The 16,456-nt window shown below is 39.7% G+C and carries 14 protein-coding genes and 2 tRNA genes; 5 read left to right on the plus strand and 11 right to left on the minus strand.

From position 1 onward, the window contains the following. Nucleotides 1-445: 445 nt before the first annotated feature. The 5 genes from ASC49_RS10080 to ASC49_RS10100 form a co-directional block, all read right to left on the minus strand. A tRNA-Val gene (locus ASC49_RS10080) sits at nt 446-521 on the minus strand. 47 nt (nt 522-568) lie between these two features. Continuing rightward, nucleotides 569-645: transfer RNA gene (locus ASC49_RS10085), tRNA-Asp, on the minus strand. Nucleotides 646-1,161: 516 nt separating this feature from the next. Further along, nucleotides 1,162-3,726: a nuclease domain-containing protein gene (locus ASC49_RS10090; protein ID WP_055463117.1), complete on the minus strand. Its 2,565-nt coding sequence runs from the start codon at nt 3,724-3,726 to the stop codon at nt 1,162-1,164. Nucleotides 3,727-3,728: 2 nt separating this feature from the next. After that, the gene (locus ASC49_RS10095; RefSeq protein ID WP_082443796.1) at nt 3,729-5,921 is read right to left on the minus strand and encodes an McrB family protein; all 2,193 of its coding nucleotides are present in this window, start codon (nt 5,919-5,921) and stop codon (nt 3,729-3,731) included. 196 nt (nt 5,922-6,117) lie between these two features. Then, nucleotides 6,118-6,345 (minus strand): helix-turn-helix domain-containing protein, encoded by a 228-nt coding sequence (locus ASC49_RS10100; protein WP_055463118.1) that lies wholly within the window; start codon nt 6,343-6,345, stop codon nt 6,118-6,120. Between the two features lie 131 nt (nt 6,346-6,476). Here ASC49_RS10100 and ASC49_RS10105 point away from each other — a divergent pair, with 131 nt between their 5' ends. The 3 genes from ASC49_RS10105 to ASC49_RS10115 are packed head-to-tail and all read left to right on the plus strand — an operon-like array spanning nt 6,477 to nt 8,528. Beyond that, the gene (locus tag ASC49_RS10105) at nt 6,477-6,692 is read left to right on the plus strand and encodes a hypothetical protein (RefSeq protein ID WP_055463119.1); all 216 of its coding nucleotides are present in this window, start codon (nt 6,477-6,479) and stop codon (nt 6,690-6,692) included. Between the two features lie 2 nt (nt 6,693-6,694). Beyond that, a complete protein-coding gene (locus tag ASC49_RS10110) occupies nt 6,695-7,900 on the plus strand; it encodes a site-specific integrase (RefSeq protein WP_055463120.1) in 1,206 nt (401 codons plus the stop codon). Further along, the gene (locus ASC49_RS10115) at nt 7,893-8,528 is read left to right on the plus strand and encodes a hypothetical protein (protein WP_055463121.1); all 636 of its coding nucleotides are present in this window, start codon (nt 7,893-7,895) and stop codon (nt 8,526-8,528) included. Before ASC49_RS10110 ends, ASC49_RS10115 begins: the two co-directional genes overlap by 8 nt. Nucleotides 8,529-8,599: 71 nt before the next feature. Here the strand turns inward: ASC49_RS10115 and ASC49_RS10120 are convergent, their stop codons facing one another. Then, the gene (locus ASC49_RS10120; RefSeq protein WP_141656827.1) at nt 8,600-10,396 is read right to left on the minus strand and encodes a hypothetical protein; all 1,797 of its coding nucleotides are present in this window, start codon (nt 10,394-10,396) and stop codon (nt 8,600-8,602) included. Between the two features lie 338 nt (nt 10,397-10,734). After that, the gene (gene tnpA, locus ASC49_RS20310; RefSeq protein ID WP_407067173.1) at nt 10,735-10,842 is read right to left on the minus strand and encodes an IS66 family insertion sequence element accessory protein TnpA; all 108 of its coding nucleotides are present in this window, start codon (nt 10,840-10,842) and stop codon (nt 10,735-10,737) included. A gap of 481 nt (nt 10,843-11,323) precedes the next feature. On the opposite strand from tnpA, the gene drt2 reads away from it, so the two are divergent. Continuing rightward, nucleotides 11,324-12,628: an antiviral reverse transcriptase Drt2 gene (gene drt2, locus ASC49_RS10125; RefSeq protein WP_055463123.1), complete on the plus strand. Its 1,305-nt coding sequence runs from the start codon at nt 11,324-11,326 to the stop codon at nt 12,626-12,628. Nucleotides 12,629-12,677: 49 nt separating this feature from the next. Here the strand turns inward: drt2 and ASC49_RS10130 are convergent, their stop codons facing one another. Genes ASC49_RS10130 through ASC49_RS10145 form a run of 4 tightly spaced genes read right to left on the minus strand, consistent with a single transcriptional unit; the run spans nt 12,678 to nt 16,089 of the window. After that, a complete protein-coding gene (locus tag ASC49_RS10130; protein ID WP_055463124.1) occupies nt 12,678-13,358 on the minus strand; it encodes a macro domain-containing protein in 681 nt (226 codons plus the stop codon). Between the two features lie 8 nt (nt 13,359-13,366). Further along, entirely contained in the window at nt 13,367-14,251 is an 885-nt protein-coding gene (locus tag ASC49_RS10135) for a DUF4433 domain-containing protein (protein WP_055463125.1), read from the minus strand. Nucleotides 14,252-14,307: 56 nt separating this feature from the next. After that, nucleotides 14,308-15,450, minus strand: coding sequence for an HNH endonuclease (locus ASC49_RS10140; protein WP_072242082.1), 1,143 nt, complete (start codon nt 15,448-15,450; stop codon nt 14,308-14,310). Further along, on the minus strand, nt 15,451-16,089 hold the full coding sequence (locus tag ASC49_RS10145) for an OmpA family protein (protein WP_082443802.1): 639 nt from the start codon (nt 16,087-16,089) through the stop codon (nt 15,451-15,453). A gap of 88 nt (nt 16,090-16,177) precedes the next feature. Between ASC49_RS10145 and ASC49_RS10150 the strand changes: the two genes are divergently transcribed. Further along, a partial coding sequence (locus tag ASC49_RS10150) for a transposase (RefSeq protein WP_141656801.1) occupies nt 16,178-16,456 on the plus strand: 279 nt, incomplete at its 3' end.

The raw sequence follows: 16,456 nt of genomic DNA on the forward strand, positions 1-16,456 counted from the left end.
TTACGATCACACAGGCTACGTGTGCCGTCCATCACCGTTTGTAGACAAACGGGAAGACAGCATGAGGCCCTTTCGATCGTAACAGTGTCATAATGAGTTTGTATTGAAGTTTTGCGCCATTAATTCGCATTAGAAATGGCCATTCAGACGAAATTGTATGGATACTTTGGAAAAGAAAGCTTGTTGGTAAAATAAGGTTGTCGAAGAGAGTTTGTTGATTTATAGCTCGATAGTACGAACCGCTAAATCACACGAGGAATGTTTTTGAAAAGACGTTACTAAAAGTGGAATTCGTAAAATATGACACAAATCGGTCAAACCGAAGTCACATGGGAAATTAATAAAAGTTGTGGTCAACCGAGGCTATAAATGCCATGTACAGATTGAAAAAATAAACTATTAAAAATCAGAAGCTTTAAGAGAATTGCTGAGCAAGAAGAATTGATGGTGGGTGTGGAGAGGTTCGAACTCCCGACATTCGCCTTGTAAGGGCGACGCTCTCCCAACTGAGCTACACACCCATCGTAATGATGGTAACACTGCCAACTCACTTCTCATTGAAAGTAAGTGGCGGAATGGACGGGACTCGAACCCGCGACCCCCTGCGTGACAGGCAGGTATTCTAACCAACTGAACTACCACTCCGTTGTCATAAGCTGTTTAGCCACTGTCTTATAAGTGGTGGGTGTGGAGAGGTTCGAACTCCCGACATTCGCCTTGTAAGGGCTAAAAATCAAAAGAACTTTAACTTGCCTCAACCAACCTTGAAGAGCATTTTAACTTAATATCATATTAAATCAATAACTTAGAAAATAAATTATTGGTTTATTTCAGAGCCCTAAGAAAAAACGTTCAAGCTTTGTGGCCAATTTTATAAAAAAAGTGGTCACAGCACTACTTGATCATCTCAACAGGAAGAGTACTCACTGATGAGCTTCGCTCGACAACGGGCGCAGATGATACAACATTGAATTTTTATGTCTAGCTTTGGATAACATTTTTTTAAAAAAACTCATGCGTTTTTAATAGAAGCGAAATGAAAAATGAAATTAAGCTACTAAATTGTTCAAAATCCAAACATGCAACAAAGCTTTAGCTAGTTTTACCCAACAACTACACTCATAGCTTTTAAGCTTTCAGCTTTGATCCGATAGGCCACTGTCAGATTGGAACCTCGCAACTAGGGCACTTAATATTTATTGGTTGCATTGGCATCGTGGAGTGATAAGTCCAGTGTTCGCCGTTCTTTATTAGTCTGTGATTACACTGGTAGCAATGATTGTAGACAGTGAAAAGATCGCACTCGGTACATTGATACCACACCTTGCTCTGGTTTCTGTGAGTATGCTCAACCTTACGTAATGCTGTAGAGCCACACCCTATGCAGAAATTGTGATTTGCTACATCGTCATCAGAGCCACTATTATCAATTTCATATTGCAAGAACATTCCCAACATTCTCTGCATTTCATCGCCATGCTGGTGAGAAATAAGGGGATTCAAACAGATTGCACCAAATTGATGAGGTTGTTCACGCTGGTCCCATTCAAAAAGCTTCAACTCTCCAAGATGAGATACCTTCCCCCACTCTTGAGGTGATACTGGCCCATTAGCCTCTATCACTGCTTGAGCTGTTGGGTGAAGAATGAATACTGCATTTTTACCACCCTCTGAATAGTCCTTGCGTAACGCAAGGCCTTTAACAACCCCGCTTAGTCCACCTTGCTGGCGCATAAACCCATCGGAATAAAACTTTGCATCAAGCACTACCTTTTTTTGAGCTTGACTGCCGTCTTTTGCTTCAAAGGTCATATCTAAAACAAAGTCAGGAAGTTTGCCATTCTCTAGGCGTGGCTCATAAAACAAATCCACCTGTCGTTTTGCCTGCAAGTTAGTAAACTGGATTGAGGTGTTATCTGATTTGTTTTCTAAAATTTTTAATAGTTTACGTTTCCAACCATCCTCGGGGGTGAATCTGAACTGATGTTGCAGTGTCTTGATTAGTTGTAACAAACACCATCGCTCGTATAACAAGGGGATATTGACCAACCCAATTCTGTCAATTGCTTCCAGCGACATAAGTATGTCTTCATCTGTTAAGCCAATCTGCTCTTTGAGTTTCTTAAAACCTGCATGAACGCCTTGATAATTTGGGTTCTGAACAAATGTCATTGAGTTGGGAAATGTACGTTTGGGCTTTATCCCTAACGTAATTAGCTGCTTGGTGAGCTCCTTGAGCTGTTTTTCTTTAGGTTCAAGATGTTTACGAACATAAGATACATTCTGTTGTTGCTCGTTAAAGAACTTCTTACGATTTTCTATGGATTCTCGTTCCTTATCCTGCTCTTCTAACTCTTGGTTGGTCAGTTGTTTTTTCCAATCACTCTTACTCAATGCTACTGCCATTTCCTCCATATCACGAAACTTTTCACGTTTACGTTTAAGCCATAGGGGTTCACCAATAATCTCTATGGAGGAAAGGTGTTCGATAGAAAGAACAGCACCTTGACCACCACCAACAGGGCGGCTGCTCATGTCAGCAGTCAGCTTGTAGTCGGTGTAAGCTTGAAAAAGAGCCTTATATCGGCCATCAAGTTCAATGGAAGAATATTTAAAGCCAGGAAGAGGCTTCCATTCTTGCGCCTCTTCGAATTTACACAAACAAAAATGTGATCCATATTGACTTTGCTTTTGAATTCTCAGATACCCAGTAACACCGTGAGATGATGCACCAGAATTAATCTCCAGTAGCTCTCGCTCCAGTTCTACATTAATATGATTAAGATCTTGCTCTAATTTGGCTTTCTTGTAGTCCTTAACAACCAAGTCACGATTAACCGTCTTATAATCTTTCAAACTGGCTAGACGCTCATCGAGTTTGCTGAGGTTATTTGCCAATCGTTCGGTTTTGCTTTGTGACACCCTACAAAGCTGTGACACAATCCGATGCGTACTAAGTAATGCATAAAGTAGATAGCTATTTTCCGCCACATTGAAATTAGGCTTGGTACTTCGGCTTGTCAGCTGTTTGGTACTACCTTTAGTAGCAATTTCCATAAAGGTACGAGGTACTGGCTTTACAGCCATACGAGGTTTGAGAACTTGGGTCTCACGCAATTCAGACTTCGGTTTCTTTAGAACATTTCGACCATAACTCCATATAGAACCGACTAAGCTAAGTGTAGATTCATCCACACTACCTATCATCCCCTGCTTAGCCTCAGCCTGAATATAACTGCTCTCGTCTAAGACTAACTCCCACATATCTGACTTGAAATCGATCAGATATTTGTCGAGTTGTTCTTTCGAGGAGTCAGTTAGTGTAATGTGCAAATCTAGTCGCTGCTTTCCTATCTGAAAAGAAATAATCCCAGCGGTACGATGCGTATTTGTCACCCAAGCTTTGCTCTTAGGGTTCCACTCTCCAGGCTCGATCCACCACTGCTTGCCTGTTTCAGGGTGAACCACTTTTTTCAATGGAATAATCGTGCCGTCAGATGCAAGAATAACTGGAGGGCTTGTACTTCCGCGATCATTATACGTAATCGCCAATTGAGAAAAGCGAAGTTCATCTACTTTTGGATAAATCGTCGTACATGCTACGTACCCACCAGACGACTCTTCTTCAAGTGGCAACGCATATTGGGACTCTATTAACTCAAGCAATGTCGATTTATCATGCCAGCGAGTCTCAATGTACCTTACTTCAAAACCAGCAGTGCTCATGATTATGACCAGTAATTCACAACATCTTCGTTAGCTTTAGCAGAGACTACTATCTCTTTGATAGCTTCAAGTACAGAAAACTCATCAGCCACAGCCAAACCTAATAACTGTTCCTCTATTTGTGTGAAGAACACACGCTCGATATGAGTAAGCTTGTCTGCATTGCCAATGGGCTTTGAGCCATCAAAGGTGAACTTAGGCAATACCTTATGTAGTAAAAAGTTGTTTAGGATAAGCGAATCATCCTGATTAACATCTTTAAACAGAGCTCGGTAGTTAAGGCCTTGCCTGATGGTACGCATGCCAAACTCCACCCCTAGCGGATGAAAATGCTCCTTATTTAACGCTGTAAACAAGCGACAGAACTCATCAGCTGGCGAAAAAACAGGATAAGGTTCACGTACCCCCAACTCATCAACGGTTAAACGAACTAACTTTGTAACATCACCTAGACCATAACTTTCGATTTCTTGCTCAATCGCATGCCAATCGGTCAGCAAAGGGCTTTTAAACTTCATGATATGGGCACGGTCTAGAATCTTTGGTGACAGGTAATGTGTCGTTTCATCAATATTAATCGCCCCGATAATTCTTATATTGTTTGGGATAGTAATTGTGGATGGGATACCAATAACGCCAGCTAGCATTCGTCTAACATCACCGTGATACTTAATCAACGAGTCTTTGTCACTGAAGCCAAATGCTCGCTTCATCTCAGTGTTTACGTCTTCATCCTGCATCAGTGCAACAAAATCAACGACACCATTCTTGTTGTATTTATCTTTGGCGCCACTGATGATAGAAACGACACCACGCAGCTCTGATAACACATGTGCCGCCTCATCATCTGAATACAATTGAATTTCAGGCTGCTGCTTACGCTCTTCTAACTTAGATAGAAAATCGGCAAAGTAGTACTCTACGCGAGCAAGGTTCATCTCATCTAGGCAAATGAAATAAGGTATTTCAGGGTTTTGGTTTGCCTCTAGTAATGCTTCCAGGAAAGGAGTAGCAAGGTACTTTTTCTCTAAAGGATTGTAATAACCTAAAAGATCCTCAGAACTAGTCCAGTTCGGTTTAACAGGGATAATTTTAGCTACCCCGCCTACGGCTTCAGCAAAAGACTGCACTAGGCTCGTCTTACCTGAACCAGAGTCACCAGCAAGAATGACCAAGTCATTTGTTCGAATGAGGGTTAAGTAGTTCTCGATAATATGGCGAGAGTAATACTGCCCTTGCTCTCTTAGGTATGCCTGTAAGTATGATGTAAGTTGCGAATAGTCAGATTCAAAGTCATCGACAAAGCTCAAACCACCAACAACATTTTCACCAACTTGCTTCTCACCCGACAATTCAGCATAAACATCTTCGTCGATAAACTCAAAATCTTTTAGAAAGCCCGCTTTTTCTTCAACGTATTGTTTTAGTCGTTCTATTTTCTTGCTCATTTCACCTTCGATCTGCTGTTGTTTTTCTATGATTGCGTTAAGTGCTGACTGTTCTAGCTCTATATTGTTTTTAACTATTTTTTGCTTAGCCTCAAATTCTGAAAGTCTGCCCTGCAACGCTTCTCTTTCGGTTTTCAAGGTGGTGAGTTCACTGTCTATATCTTCCGTCTGGTCAGTTAAACTCTGCCGTAGCTCTTCATATTCAGCTTCTATTTGTTCAATTTTATAGCGAGCTTTTTCTTCTGCTTCTCGCGTCTCATTTTCTAACGTTGTTAGAAAATGTCGATAAATATGATCTGATATGAAGGTTGATAGATCTGAGTGCATGACCTCGTCAGTGCTAAATTTTGGTAATTCAGTAAGTAACTCGACACTGTCAGGCTTAATAGAAAGTAAAAATGGGTTATCTTTATGCTGGCGTTGTTGATGCGATGCTAATGTAAGTTCACATCTTATAAACACTGAGTTTTTACCATTAAGGAGAGTTCGCGCATTGTTGGGAGATAAAAATACTCCTGATTGAAGTTCCCCACTGTTTGGAAGGGGGTACTCAATAGGTTCATTGGTTTGGAGCAATTTTGCTTGCTTGATACCCGACCAATTACCCTGTGCATTGACCTCTAGCCGCCCCCAAACTCGTATTCTTCTATCTTGGATACCCCAAGCTTCATATAAGCACTTATATAAAGCTTCATCATCGAGCCCCTCTGCATAGTTTTTATCGTAGTTAAGACTCATGTCTTCCATTTATTTTATATGTTCCTTATATGGCAGAACTGTAGAAATACTTCCAGCCTTCATTACAAATGCCCATGCGGTAAATCATAATGATTATATCAATTCTAGACAGTCATTGAAGATTTAAGGTCACCTCACCTAGTTACCAATTTTTCACATCTATTCATATAGTAACGTAGATATATGTTCGGAGCAGTTAAGCTTACTAATCTTGTTCTGGCACATACACCGCCAGCTCCTCCAAAGAGCACCCAAAATAAGCACACAGCTTATCTAGGTTATCAGTGACCGTGCTGTACCCTTTGTGGTTAATCATCTTTGACAAGGTCATGCGGTTAATCCCTGTTTCTTTGGCAACCTCACCAATCGTGATCCTTCTTCCCTCTTGAAATGACTTCTCAGAAATCATCTCGTTCAATCTAAATCTGATCATAAATAAGCTCTTTTGATTTTTTTTTGATCAAAAATATTGACAACTTACAGCCTCTGCCCTAAATTTACACATATTGATAATATTTATTATCAATTATTAGGATTTCTGATCATTAGATAGGATATATACATATGAGTACTTACCTTAGCACAGAACAGCTGTCAGAGAGAATCCATTACACGCCTCGCACCATTCGAAATGAGCTTTTGGATTCCTGTCTATTCGAAGGACGCCACTACATTCGTCCATTTAAACGTCGCAAGATTCTGTTCATCTGGGAAAACATTGAAGCAGATATGTTGACTCAAGATGACTCTCTAGCATTGGCATACACAGAGGAGGTCTAACTATGGCAAGCGTCAGCATTCGCAAGGAAACCAATACCCTCTACCTCGATTTCCGTTACATGGGAAAACGTTGTCGGGAGCAAACTACGCTAAAGCCAACCTTGGCAAACCGTAAAAAGCTTGAACGAGTCTTAGTGCAAATCGAGTCTGAAATAGTCGCAGGTACTTTTCGTTATAAAGCGCACTTTCCTAATAGCAAATCGGTTGAGTACTTCACAGACTTAGAATTGCAAACTCATCTGCCTGATGAGTGGAAGTCGCTTCAAGAACAGGTCGAGACTCCATTTTTTGAAGAGTTTGTTGAAGGCTGGATTGATCGCAATAAAGTATCTTGGCGCCGTTCTCATATCATCAATATTGAGAGCATTGTTTCCAAGCATTACTTGCCATTCTTTGGAAAGATGAAAATCGACGACATCACTCGTAACGACATTCTTCAATTTCGCACCTCACTCGCCAAAGTTCCGGGTCGAAATGGAAAAGAAAGCCTAGCTAACACACGTATCAATAAGATAGTTAACCCGTTAAAACGCATATTTGAGGACGCCGCCGACGAATACAACTTTACCACGCCTTACATCCGTATCAAACCGCTGAAAAGCCCAAAGACGGATGCCTTTCCGTTCACCATTGAAGAGGTGAACTTAATTCTTGATGCCGTCCGCCCAGACTATCGAGACTACTTTTTGATTCGCTTTTTTACAGGGATGCGCACAGGCGAGATTGATGGTCTGAAGTGGAAATATGTGGACTTCGAGCATCGAGTAATCAAAATCCGTGAGACTATCGTAGCTGGTGAAGAGGACATCACAAAGACAGAGTCATCTATCCGTGATATTCATATGAGCACACCTGTTTACAATGCTCTGCTGCGTAAGAAAAAGCACTCTGAGCATTTCGGTAAATTTGTCTTCTGTAATCGTAATGGTGAAGCGATCAATCACAACAATGTCACTCAACGTATTTGGTATCCTCTTCTCAAACGCCTCAACCTTGAAAAGCGACGCCCTTATCAAACTCGCCATACAGCCGCGACATTATGGTTAGCATCTGGCGAATCGCCAGAATGGATTGCTCGCCAAATGGGCCATTCAAATACATCCATGTTATTCCGTGTGTACTCTCGATACGTACCAAACTTGACTCGCATGGACGGTTCAGCCATTGAGAAACTGCTACAGAAAAAATTGGGGGTGAAGTATGCATAGTCTAACGGCTCAACCAAGCTTGTCAGAAGCGGCTAACTGTCTGCGTTTCAAGGGCTGCTACCTGCTAGAGTCTGTACAAATAAAGATTACAGATACCGGCTGGCCAGTACGTGTAGCAACTATAAAGGATGTTGAAGAGCAGAATTCCTTAGAACTACGACTGTTAGGAAGCAACTTCTTAGCAATAAATCATTTCGTTGGCGATTATGTTCAACTCGAAGCAGCCGTAAAACGTTACCGTAATGGCCAGTTTTTTTACTTAGCCTGGTATGAGCCCGTAACAGGGCTTTTGATGGAACCTAAAAGTGAGGAAAGGAATGCGATACAACAGATAAGTCGAGAGGCATGTTTGCTGACTTTAAGACACCGAATACTGTATTTCCCATCGAAACCAGAGCAGTCTTTGTGCTTAGGCATACTTAAAAACTTCAGCCATGACTTTTCAACCTATGTACTTCAGAACCTTTGCCAACGTCTGATGTATTTAGACAACAACCAACTGGTGGTTGAGCTGGTACATCAAGCTGAAAAACAAAGTGATGACATTGGCTCAACAGGCAAATTGCTGTATCAATTGCACAACAAGCAGCCTTATCAAATATGGGAGCAAAAGCTCTTGGGTATCTAAGGTGGAAAGCCGCTACTTAAAGTCTTTTGTAGCGGTTTCTTTAAGCTTCATTAAAACTCGCCAGTGTTCAGTTAAGACTGCTGATTGAGCATTTCCCTTGCCCCAAATTCTCTTAAATGCTTAAACACCCATGGATAGACGGTGGCGGATTTATGCTTGATATGCCACACCATTAACGATTGCCAAAACCATTCAGGTATAGCACCAGGCAGTGTGCTCGTGACATTATAAATGTGATGGAAATTATCTAAGTCCTGCTTAGAAGGTCCTGCTGAGCCAATTGAGTAAAAACCATTCTCACGATCACGCCAAATTCCAGCTGTTATATACATCGGACCATCCTCAGCCGAACGCCAGCTGGTTTTGATGCGATAACCGCATTCCACCAAATAGTGATAGAAAGCTTGATTGGATTTGCTTTTATAGCTAATTGCCTTAAATGAACTGACTGGGATAATTTGCATGTGAGCCCCTAAAAGCTTTACTAAGTCTTTTTGTAGCTTTGAGCCCTCTAACTCTTCCTTGTGACAAGCCAAGTACCCTTCAAGCAATTTTGTTGGTACACCTGAAGCCGTGGTTTTATCGAGCTCTTTGATTAGCTGATACACTTTCGCTTCATTCGGCAAGGTGATTGCGGATGTGTCCGTTATCAACATAAACTCATCCGAGTCAGGCCAAAAAATCACATCCGCACGCTCGTATCCAGTAAACACTTGGCGCTGTTCAGCTGGCGTTAAGTTCATTTTTAAGGACTCTTCCATGTCGGCCGTCACCCACCCGAACTCTAGTCTTTCAGCGCCAACACGACAGTAAGACAATGGCCAAGCTACTTTATTCGCATCGCCTACATCAGGTTTCACAGGGTGAATAAACCAAGCATTGCTTGGCAATGTCGGATAACCGAGTTGCAGTTGTCGATGTCGCACTTCAAATTTCACCAGTAGCTCTTTCAATAAAACGTCAACTACGCTGTCCCGACCTTTGCCTATCAGACTCTCAGGGTAGCAAGATTGAATAACGGCTTCGGGATACTCTGCACGTAACACCTGATATGGGTCGGACTCAGGCGCTTCTTTATAAGACTCTTTTCGGTCAACAATCAATATGGTTAATTGCTTTGGTTGCAACACTTCAGAAACGGTAGCGGGAATATGTTTAGCGCTGAGCTCTGCTAATAACTGCTGCTCGGCCCCCAGTGTTTGGCTTTTGTTAACGATATGCACAGGATGATTTTCAAACCATTGATGAATTGCCTTATAGCTATGAGCCATAAGGTTTTTATGAAGCAAATTGTGATCATCTGCTTGAATGGTTCTAAGTGTGATTTCAAAAGCTCCGCTATAAACATCTTCGATATCTTCTAGAAACATGGAGATCACGCCCAACCGAGTTTTGTAATAAGCTTCCAACGTGTTGCTATTACTCAAATCAATCGCTTTTACTCGGTTTTTATTATTCGGATACAACGCTTTTTTCACGTATTCACCACTTGGACAGTGAATGAGCCGCTGAGTGATGGTGTCGAATGTAAAACGACGTAGCTTGGCGACTTGATGCGGCAAGTCTCCATTGGGCAAACGATGAGCCTGAACATTGGAAAATGTTGCAACACTTACATTTAGTACGCCCTTTCCAGTAAAGGTTCCAAAGAAAGGCTCCACTTTGACCGCCACAAGCTGGTGACCGCGAATCGTTGCTTTACTTTTCACCACATAGTGAAGCCCATCTGCTTCGATCCGGTTCTGATCTCTATTAATCGGAGATAGCACACGGGGCATGGCTCTGACAAGAAGGCAGGCAAGCAACCAGTTAGGCACCTTTTCAAGTCTCTCTCTACGGTGGGCAACACTGTCTTTGTCAAGGGTCAACTGAGAGCCTCTAGGTCTCAACAGCCAATACTCACTTTGCTTTCGATATTGAACGAGAGACAAGACTGGACCAGATTGGTATATCAGATTAGGTAGACTTAGTAACTGTCGATCACGCAGTTCTTTATCCCAATCTTTATAGGAGACACAATCAACTTCAAACTGATCGCTCAGCTTCTCATAATCAAAGCTGACTTTTTCAATAAATGTTGTAAAAACTCGATTTCTAAATCGCTAGTCTGCTTGGAAGGCGTTGTCAGTGTTACCGGTACTAACTTCGATCCGTTTAGCGAGCCATCGGCAGGTAAAAATTTCTGCCGTAAATAGCCGAACTCGTTCTACACCAAGCCTTCTTGTTCACAGAACACTTTGGCGGATAATCCAGATGACCGCCACTTTTCGAAATGGGCAGCCCAAGTTTGGTTTGATACAGTGTTTGTGCTCATGTTGGTTACTCCGTCGATTATTGGGACTAAGCACGAAAACTATAGGCTGATTTAGTGACGCTTACGAAGAAGGAGTCATTTGAGACTGCTTTGGCAAACAATAACACTAAGGCCGGTGAGGTTGGTTGGTTGGTTGGGGATTAACTTAGTGAATCGCAGGACAGGGAAAGCTATTGAAGGAGCGAGATATGCTTTGGGCATGCACTATGTGCTTTTCAAAACTTGAAATTGCCTCAAGCTCTTACCTCACGATAAACTAGTAAGGATTCAGTGCTTGAATGAACTGAACCCTAATGGTATGCTGCCTAGGCTTCTAATATTTGATTAGAAGGTTCCTTTTAGGATTTTAAGTTTAAAGTTACGCGGCTATGAGCTTAGCTCAACGATGGTTATCTCAAATAATTTGGTTAAGCCGAGGTAAGGCGATTTGAATTGCCGCAGTTCCAAGTCTACCTCGGTTTTGCTTTTGCTTGGATGCAATATGTCAATAGAATCTGCCAATTGGTACCGCAGTCGCGGATATCTTCACTTCGATCATCCTGTATCTTATGATAAAGCAAACAGTATAGTTAGAGCCCCTGACTTAGTTGCTAAATACTCTTTTTTTCCGTTTATTTCTTATGAAATCCAGTCTAAGAAAATCACCAAAGATACAAATGGTAAGGTAAAAATCAAAACAAAAGATAGACCTATTGCATATTCGGCTCATATCGACAGTCATATATACTCTTATTATTGTGAAATACTTAGTAATTTATATGAAAATAGAATTAGATCCCTTGGATTAGATAAGTCTATCATAGCTTTTAGAAGCTTGGATAAAAGTAATATTGATTTTGCGTATGAGGCATTTCAAGAAATTAAAAAAATGGGCGAATGTAGCGCTGTTGCTTTAGATTTCACTAAGTTTTTTGACACCCTTGATCATAATTTGATAAAAGAGTCTTGGTGTAATCTATTAGGTGTAAACCATCTCCCTAAAGACCACTACAATGTTTATAAATCGATAACTAAGTTTTCAATGGTTAAAAAAATCGAACTTTATAAACTACTAAACATATCTCCTCATAACTCTAAAAAAGATAGGGTACGTGTTTGCAGCATCTCTGACTTCCGTAATATTGTTCGAGCGAATGGCCTTATTAAACCTAATACTCATCACTACGGAATACCACAAGGTTCACCAATAAGCGCTCTGCTTTCCAATATTTATATGCTTAATTTTGATCTTGCAATGAAGAAATATGCTGATTCATATAATGGAAAGTATTTTAGATATTGTGATGACATGTTGTTTATAGTCCCAACAGAAATAAGAGATATTGTAGCAGAAAAAGCTCAAAAAGAAGTTCGCAAACTGAAAGTTTCAATTAATACAAGTAAAACAGAATTAAGAACATTCACCTATAATAACAACTCACTTACTACAGATAAAATGCTGCAATATTTAGGCTTTTTATTTGACGGCGAGAACATTTATCTCAGATCATCGTCTCTAGCCAGATACTCAGAACGAATGAAGCGTGGTGTTCGTGTAGCCAAAAAAACCAGGGACAAGTATAACTCTATTAGATCTAAAAAAGGCCTTTCAGAGAAAGAACTCTTTAAACGTAAACTTTATAGCAGATATACTCATTTAGGGAAAAGAAACTTTATCACTTATGGACTTAGAGCTGCAAAAATAATGCAGAGTCCAACAATAAAGCGCCAACTAAAGCCACTTTGGAATAGATTTCATAAAGAGCTTTCCAAGCCAGAAGACAAAAAGCCTCTTACCCTTAAGTAATATATAAACTATCACTTAAAAATAGAATATATTGTATTTTTAAGTTATATCAAATTTTCCCATCTCTTATGCTAAATGCTAGTGAATATAGTTTCTCCATAGTTTGAGCTCCAACTCCTTTAACAGATGAAAATTGATTTAATTGATTTAATTGATAAAATTTAGCGCCCTCCATAGCCGACAACAATATCATCAAACTTTTTTTACTAATATTAGAAACTTTAGAAACATATTCAATATCATGTTCATGAAAAAAAGTATTGATTAACTCATAGATATCATCTTTAGAGTTTTTGTCAAAATTATATACTTCGACATGTATATCTAAGTCACTTAAGTAGGAAGTCATTATTTTTAGACTCACATCTGAATCAATCCCTCCTTTATCCGCCCCCAATAATGGAAATGCGATAGATTCAATTCCTCTTTCTTTATATGTTGAAACAAATTTTTTAAGACCCTCATGTAAATACTCTTCCTTTGAAGGGTATTTCCAATTTTTTTTAGTAGGAAAGTTTAGCACCCATTTATCTTGCGACTTATAGATCCAAAGCATTCCAATATCTATCATACCATCTGAACATAGGTCTCGATATTTTAGGAACATCTCTGGGTATCGATACCTAAACTCTAATGCAATTCCCGCACCCATAACACCAGTACAATTAATAGTATTAACTATTGTTTGACATGACGTAGTGAAGATGTTTCCTGTCTTTATTTCAATCATAGCACACCTTAAAAGTACATATTTCTATCGACAATCACCTTAATCTCTGGAGCCATACACTTAACATAAACTCTCTGACTCTCATCAAAACAAATTATATGGCACAGACTGTTAATTTCTACCCGATCAGGTACTAGAATCTCGGCCATACGTTCACTTTTCCCATTTTCAAATGAGTTCCAATACTCAGCTTTGATACAGTCCCAGTTAATTTCGCCCAAACAGTCGAGAGAGCTAAAAAACTTAGTATTATTTTTTGCTGCATTACCATTAGTGAAAATTGCCCCCTCCCTAAATAGTAGATCATTACTAAAAACCAAAATAATAATACCATGCTGCTTATACCTATTAACAAACAACATAGGGTTTTTAGGATTAAAGTAAAAAGGAACATAATCATGAATTACTTTTCCGTAAATCGGGTCTTTTCTATTCCTTCGTCCATTAACATCTTTATTATCAATTCTTTCAGAAACATAGCTATTATTATGTGGAAGCAATCCATGCTCTAGCACCATAGATAAATTTTCAACATCAGTCATATGATATAAAAAATCAATCCCATATAAATCTATTTTATCTTTATTTTTATCTTTACAATCAACCCCAAAAGACTCACCAAGCAAAAGCTCCCATGCTTCTAATTTTTCTTTTTTTTCAGATTCATATATTTTTTTTACTTCTTCCCTTTCCCTTCTATTTTCCTCATCTCTCCTTTTTTTTCTATATTCCCTTTCCCTTCTATTTTCCTCATCTCTCCTTTTTTTTCTTTCCTCTTCTTTTACTCTTTTCTTTTCTCTCTCCATTGGTTCTTTCCAGCCATATATATAAGCCCAAAAAACACATAAGAAAGACATCGAAACTACAATTATAATTTTTAAAATAATATCCATATAAAAAACGACTACATATATATAAAATCCAATAATTATTTCATACAATAAATAACTTACCGTACCCTAGCCACTAGATCATCAATTTGACTTAATGCATGACGCATACTGTATACTTTCCAACCAAACTTTGTTGCTTGAACTGCATCCTCTTTATCTACTGCAACTCCAACTTTTTTCAGTGGCCACGCAAGCTCTAACTCAGCAATAACTCGCCCACCTTGATTTTGAACTTCCTCACCAACTGCTGGCAGATGAACTTGGTAGCGCTCGAGCAGATCAATAACACCGTGCATGCCTGGATCAGCTAAGTCATAGACATCTCTCCAGTTCTCTTTAAAGTTAATTCCCTGCTCTTTTCTTAAATGGTTAATCTGCTGTGTTTGTTCATGAGGAACAAACATATGATTATGATTAGGCTGTTTACGGTGACAGTCACAACATAATGCTCTTAAGTTCGTCTCACTGTTATCAGACTTAACACCATTTACATGATGTACATGCAATAATCTTTTATTAAAACTTAAATCCAGTCCGCACTGCTGGCATTGATAGTTAACTTGTTCGCGTATTTTCTTCGATATAACTTCCCAATCATCGCTATAAGCATTAGATGACTTTTCAGCAATACCGGATGGCATAAACTTAAAGAAAGAGCTATAGGTATCGAAGAAATCAGCCATATTGAAAATTTTGACAAAATCACGTCTAGCAATCCCTCTTGGTAAAGAGGCAAATTTCTTATAGTTAATACTTTCTAAACAATATTGGCAGACGTTGAGCTGGGCTTCCCCTTCAACTAGTTGATTAACAATCGTATCCATACCGGATACACTAAAAACACCGTCAATTCTATTGGTGACTACATATCGCTCAAAGCGTCCAGCTCTTCGCATTTCTGCCAGTTTTTGACATTCCGCAATATGAAACCTATTACCTTTAGAGCCATCCTTTATAACACTATGAATTTTGTTCCCATAACTATGATCTTTTATATATAGTAAGACCTGACGACCTTGATAACTCGCTAGCCCTGTATCAAAATCAATCTCTTGAAAGTTGACTTCAATCCCTTCATCTAATTGCTTATCGATAGGTTCAATTGGAATGATTTCATCAGTGAACTCAATCTTAATTGACTGAGCTCCCATCTTTTTGACAGCCATATCCAGTGCGGAAAAATCTACATCAAGTTTCATCTATAAACCTTCAATAATCTTACGAATCTGAATATCAGCGTTAGTAATGACTCGGAAAGATACACGACGTGATTTTTCTTTATTTTCAGTACCATCAAAATTGAACTTAAGATGAGAAGATGCAAGACCAACTGCCGCAAAGGAAGACTTGATCCAAGCTTGCTGCTCTTCTGAAAGAGCATCCAGGAAATAGGCATACTTTAAAACAGACTGAGTTCGATCTTGAGAGAGGTTCATATTTAAAAAATAAGCATCATTTGGCTTTGTATCCGCCGCCCATTCAGATGATGTATGGCCTTCTATTCTGACTTCATCAATACTATCTTTATAGGCATTAAGCACCAATAAATAGCGGGGAATAAATTCAGATAGAATACTTTCAAACTCAGGCTTTAAGCTACTTTCACCCGTCGAAAATAAAACTTCTGGCGAGTTAAACTGAAAAGCTAGTGTCTCTTGATCTATAGATGCTTTCCACCTACCTAAGTCTGTCTCAAACTCTTTTGTTAAGGCTTCATAAATAGCTACTTGGTTTTCTTGGTAAGCTACTGCAACATCTTTAATTTTGTCCCTCTCAATAGAAACGTGTCGCATGAAGGCAATGGCAATGAATAAAAATACCATCATCAATCCTGCCATCAAATCAGAGACCGTTAAGGAACATGCGATTAAGTTGGCAACATGAGACAATCTTGCCGACTTAAATTAACTGTGACTCCTACCCTGCATGAACCAGCTCTCCTTCGCCGATACCGAATTTACCAGCAAACGCCGCAAAACCCGCAAAGAGCTTTTCCTTGCTCGAATGAATGGACTGATTCCATGGCAGCAGCTTGAAGCTCAAATTGAACCCTTCTACCCCAAAGCTGGCAATGGTCGACGTCCATATCCTCTCGCTACCATGCTGCGTATTCACTTTATGCAGAACTGGTACAACATGAGTGATCCTGCGATGGAAGATGCTCTCTACGAGATAACCTCAATGCGGCTGTTTGCAGGCTTATCA

The sequence above is a fragment of the Marinomonas fungiae genome (assembly GCF_001418205.1).
GTDB classification, from domain to species: Bacteria; Pseudomonadota; Gammaproteobacteria; order Pseudomonadales; family Marinomonadaceae; genus Marinomonas; species Marinomonas fungiae.

Bases quoted from the DNA above. Each gene is read 5' to 3' on its own strand.
- ASC49_RS10140 (WP_072242082.1), bottom strand. From the start codon at position 15,450: ATGAAACTTGATGTAGATTTTTCCGCACTGGATATGGCTGTCAAAAAG.
- ASC49_RS10095 (WP_082443796.1), bottom strand. From the start codon at position 5,921: ATGGAAGACATGAGTCTTAACTACGATAAAAACTATGCAGAGGGGCTC.
- ASC49_RS10115 (WP_055463121.1), top strand. From the start codon at position 7,893: ATGCATAGTCTAACGGCTCAACCAAGCTTGTCAGAAGCGGCTAACTGT.
- ASC49_RS10100 (WP_055463118.1), bottom strand. From the start codon at position 6,345: ATGATCAGATTTAGATTGAACGAGATGATTTCTGAGAAGTCATTTCAA.
- ASC49_RS10135 (WP_055463125.1), bottom strand. From the start codon at position 14,251: ATGGATATTATTTTAAAAATTATAATTGTAGTTTCGATGTCTTTCTTA.
- drt2 (WP_055463123.1), top strand. From the start codon at position 11,324: ATGTCAATAGAATCTGCCAATTGGTACCGCAGTCGCGGATATCTTCAC.
- ASC49_RS10105 (WP_055463119.1), top strand. From the start codon at position 6,477: ATGAGTACTTACCTTAGCACAGAACAGCTGTCAGAGAGAATCCATTAC.
- ASC49_RS10090 (WP_055463117.1), bottom strand. From the start codon at position 3,726: ATGAGCACTGCTGGTTTTGAAGTAAGGTACATTGAGACTCGCTGGCAT.
- ASC49_RS10110 (WP_055463120.1), top strand. From the start codon at position 6,695: ATGGCAAGCGTCAGCATTCGCAAGGAAACCAATACCCTCTACCTCGAT.
- tnpA (WP_407067173.1), bottom strand. From the start codon at position 10,842: ATGAGCACAAACACTGTATCAAACCAAACTTGGGCTGCCCATTTCGAA.
- ASC49_RS10130 (WP_055463124.1), bottom strand. From the start codon at position 13,358: ATGATTGAAATAAAGACAGGAAACATCTTCACTACGTCATGTCAAACA.
- ASC49_RS10145 (WP_082443802.1), bottom strand. From the start codon at position 16,089: ATGGCAGGATTGATGATGGTATTTTTATTCATTGCCATTGCCTTCATG.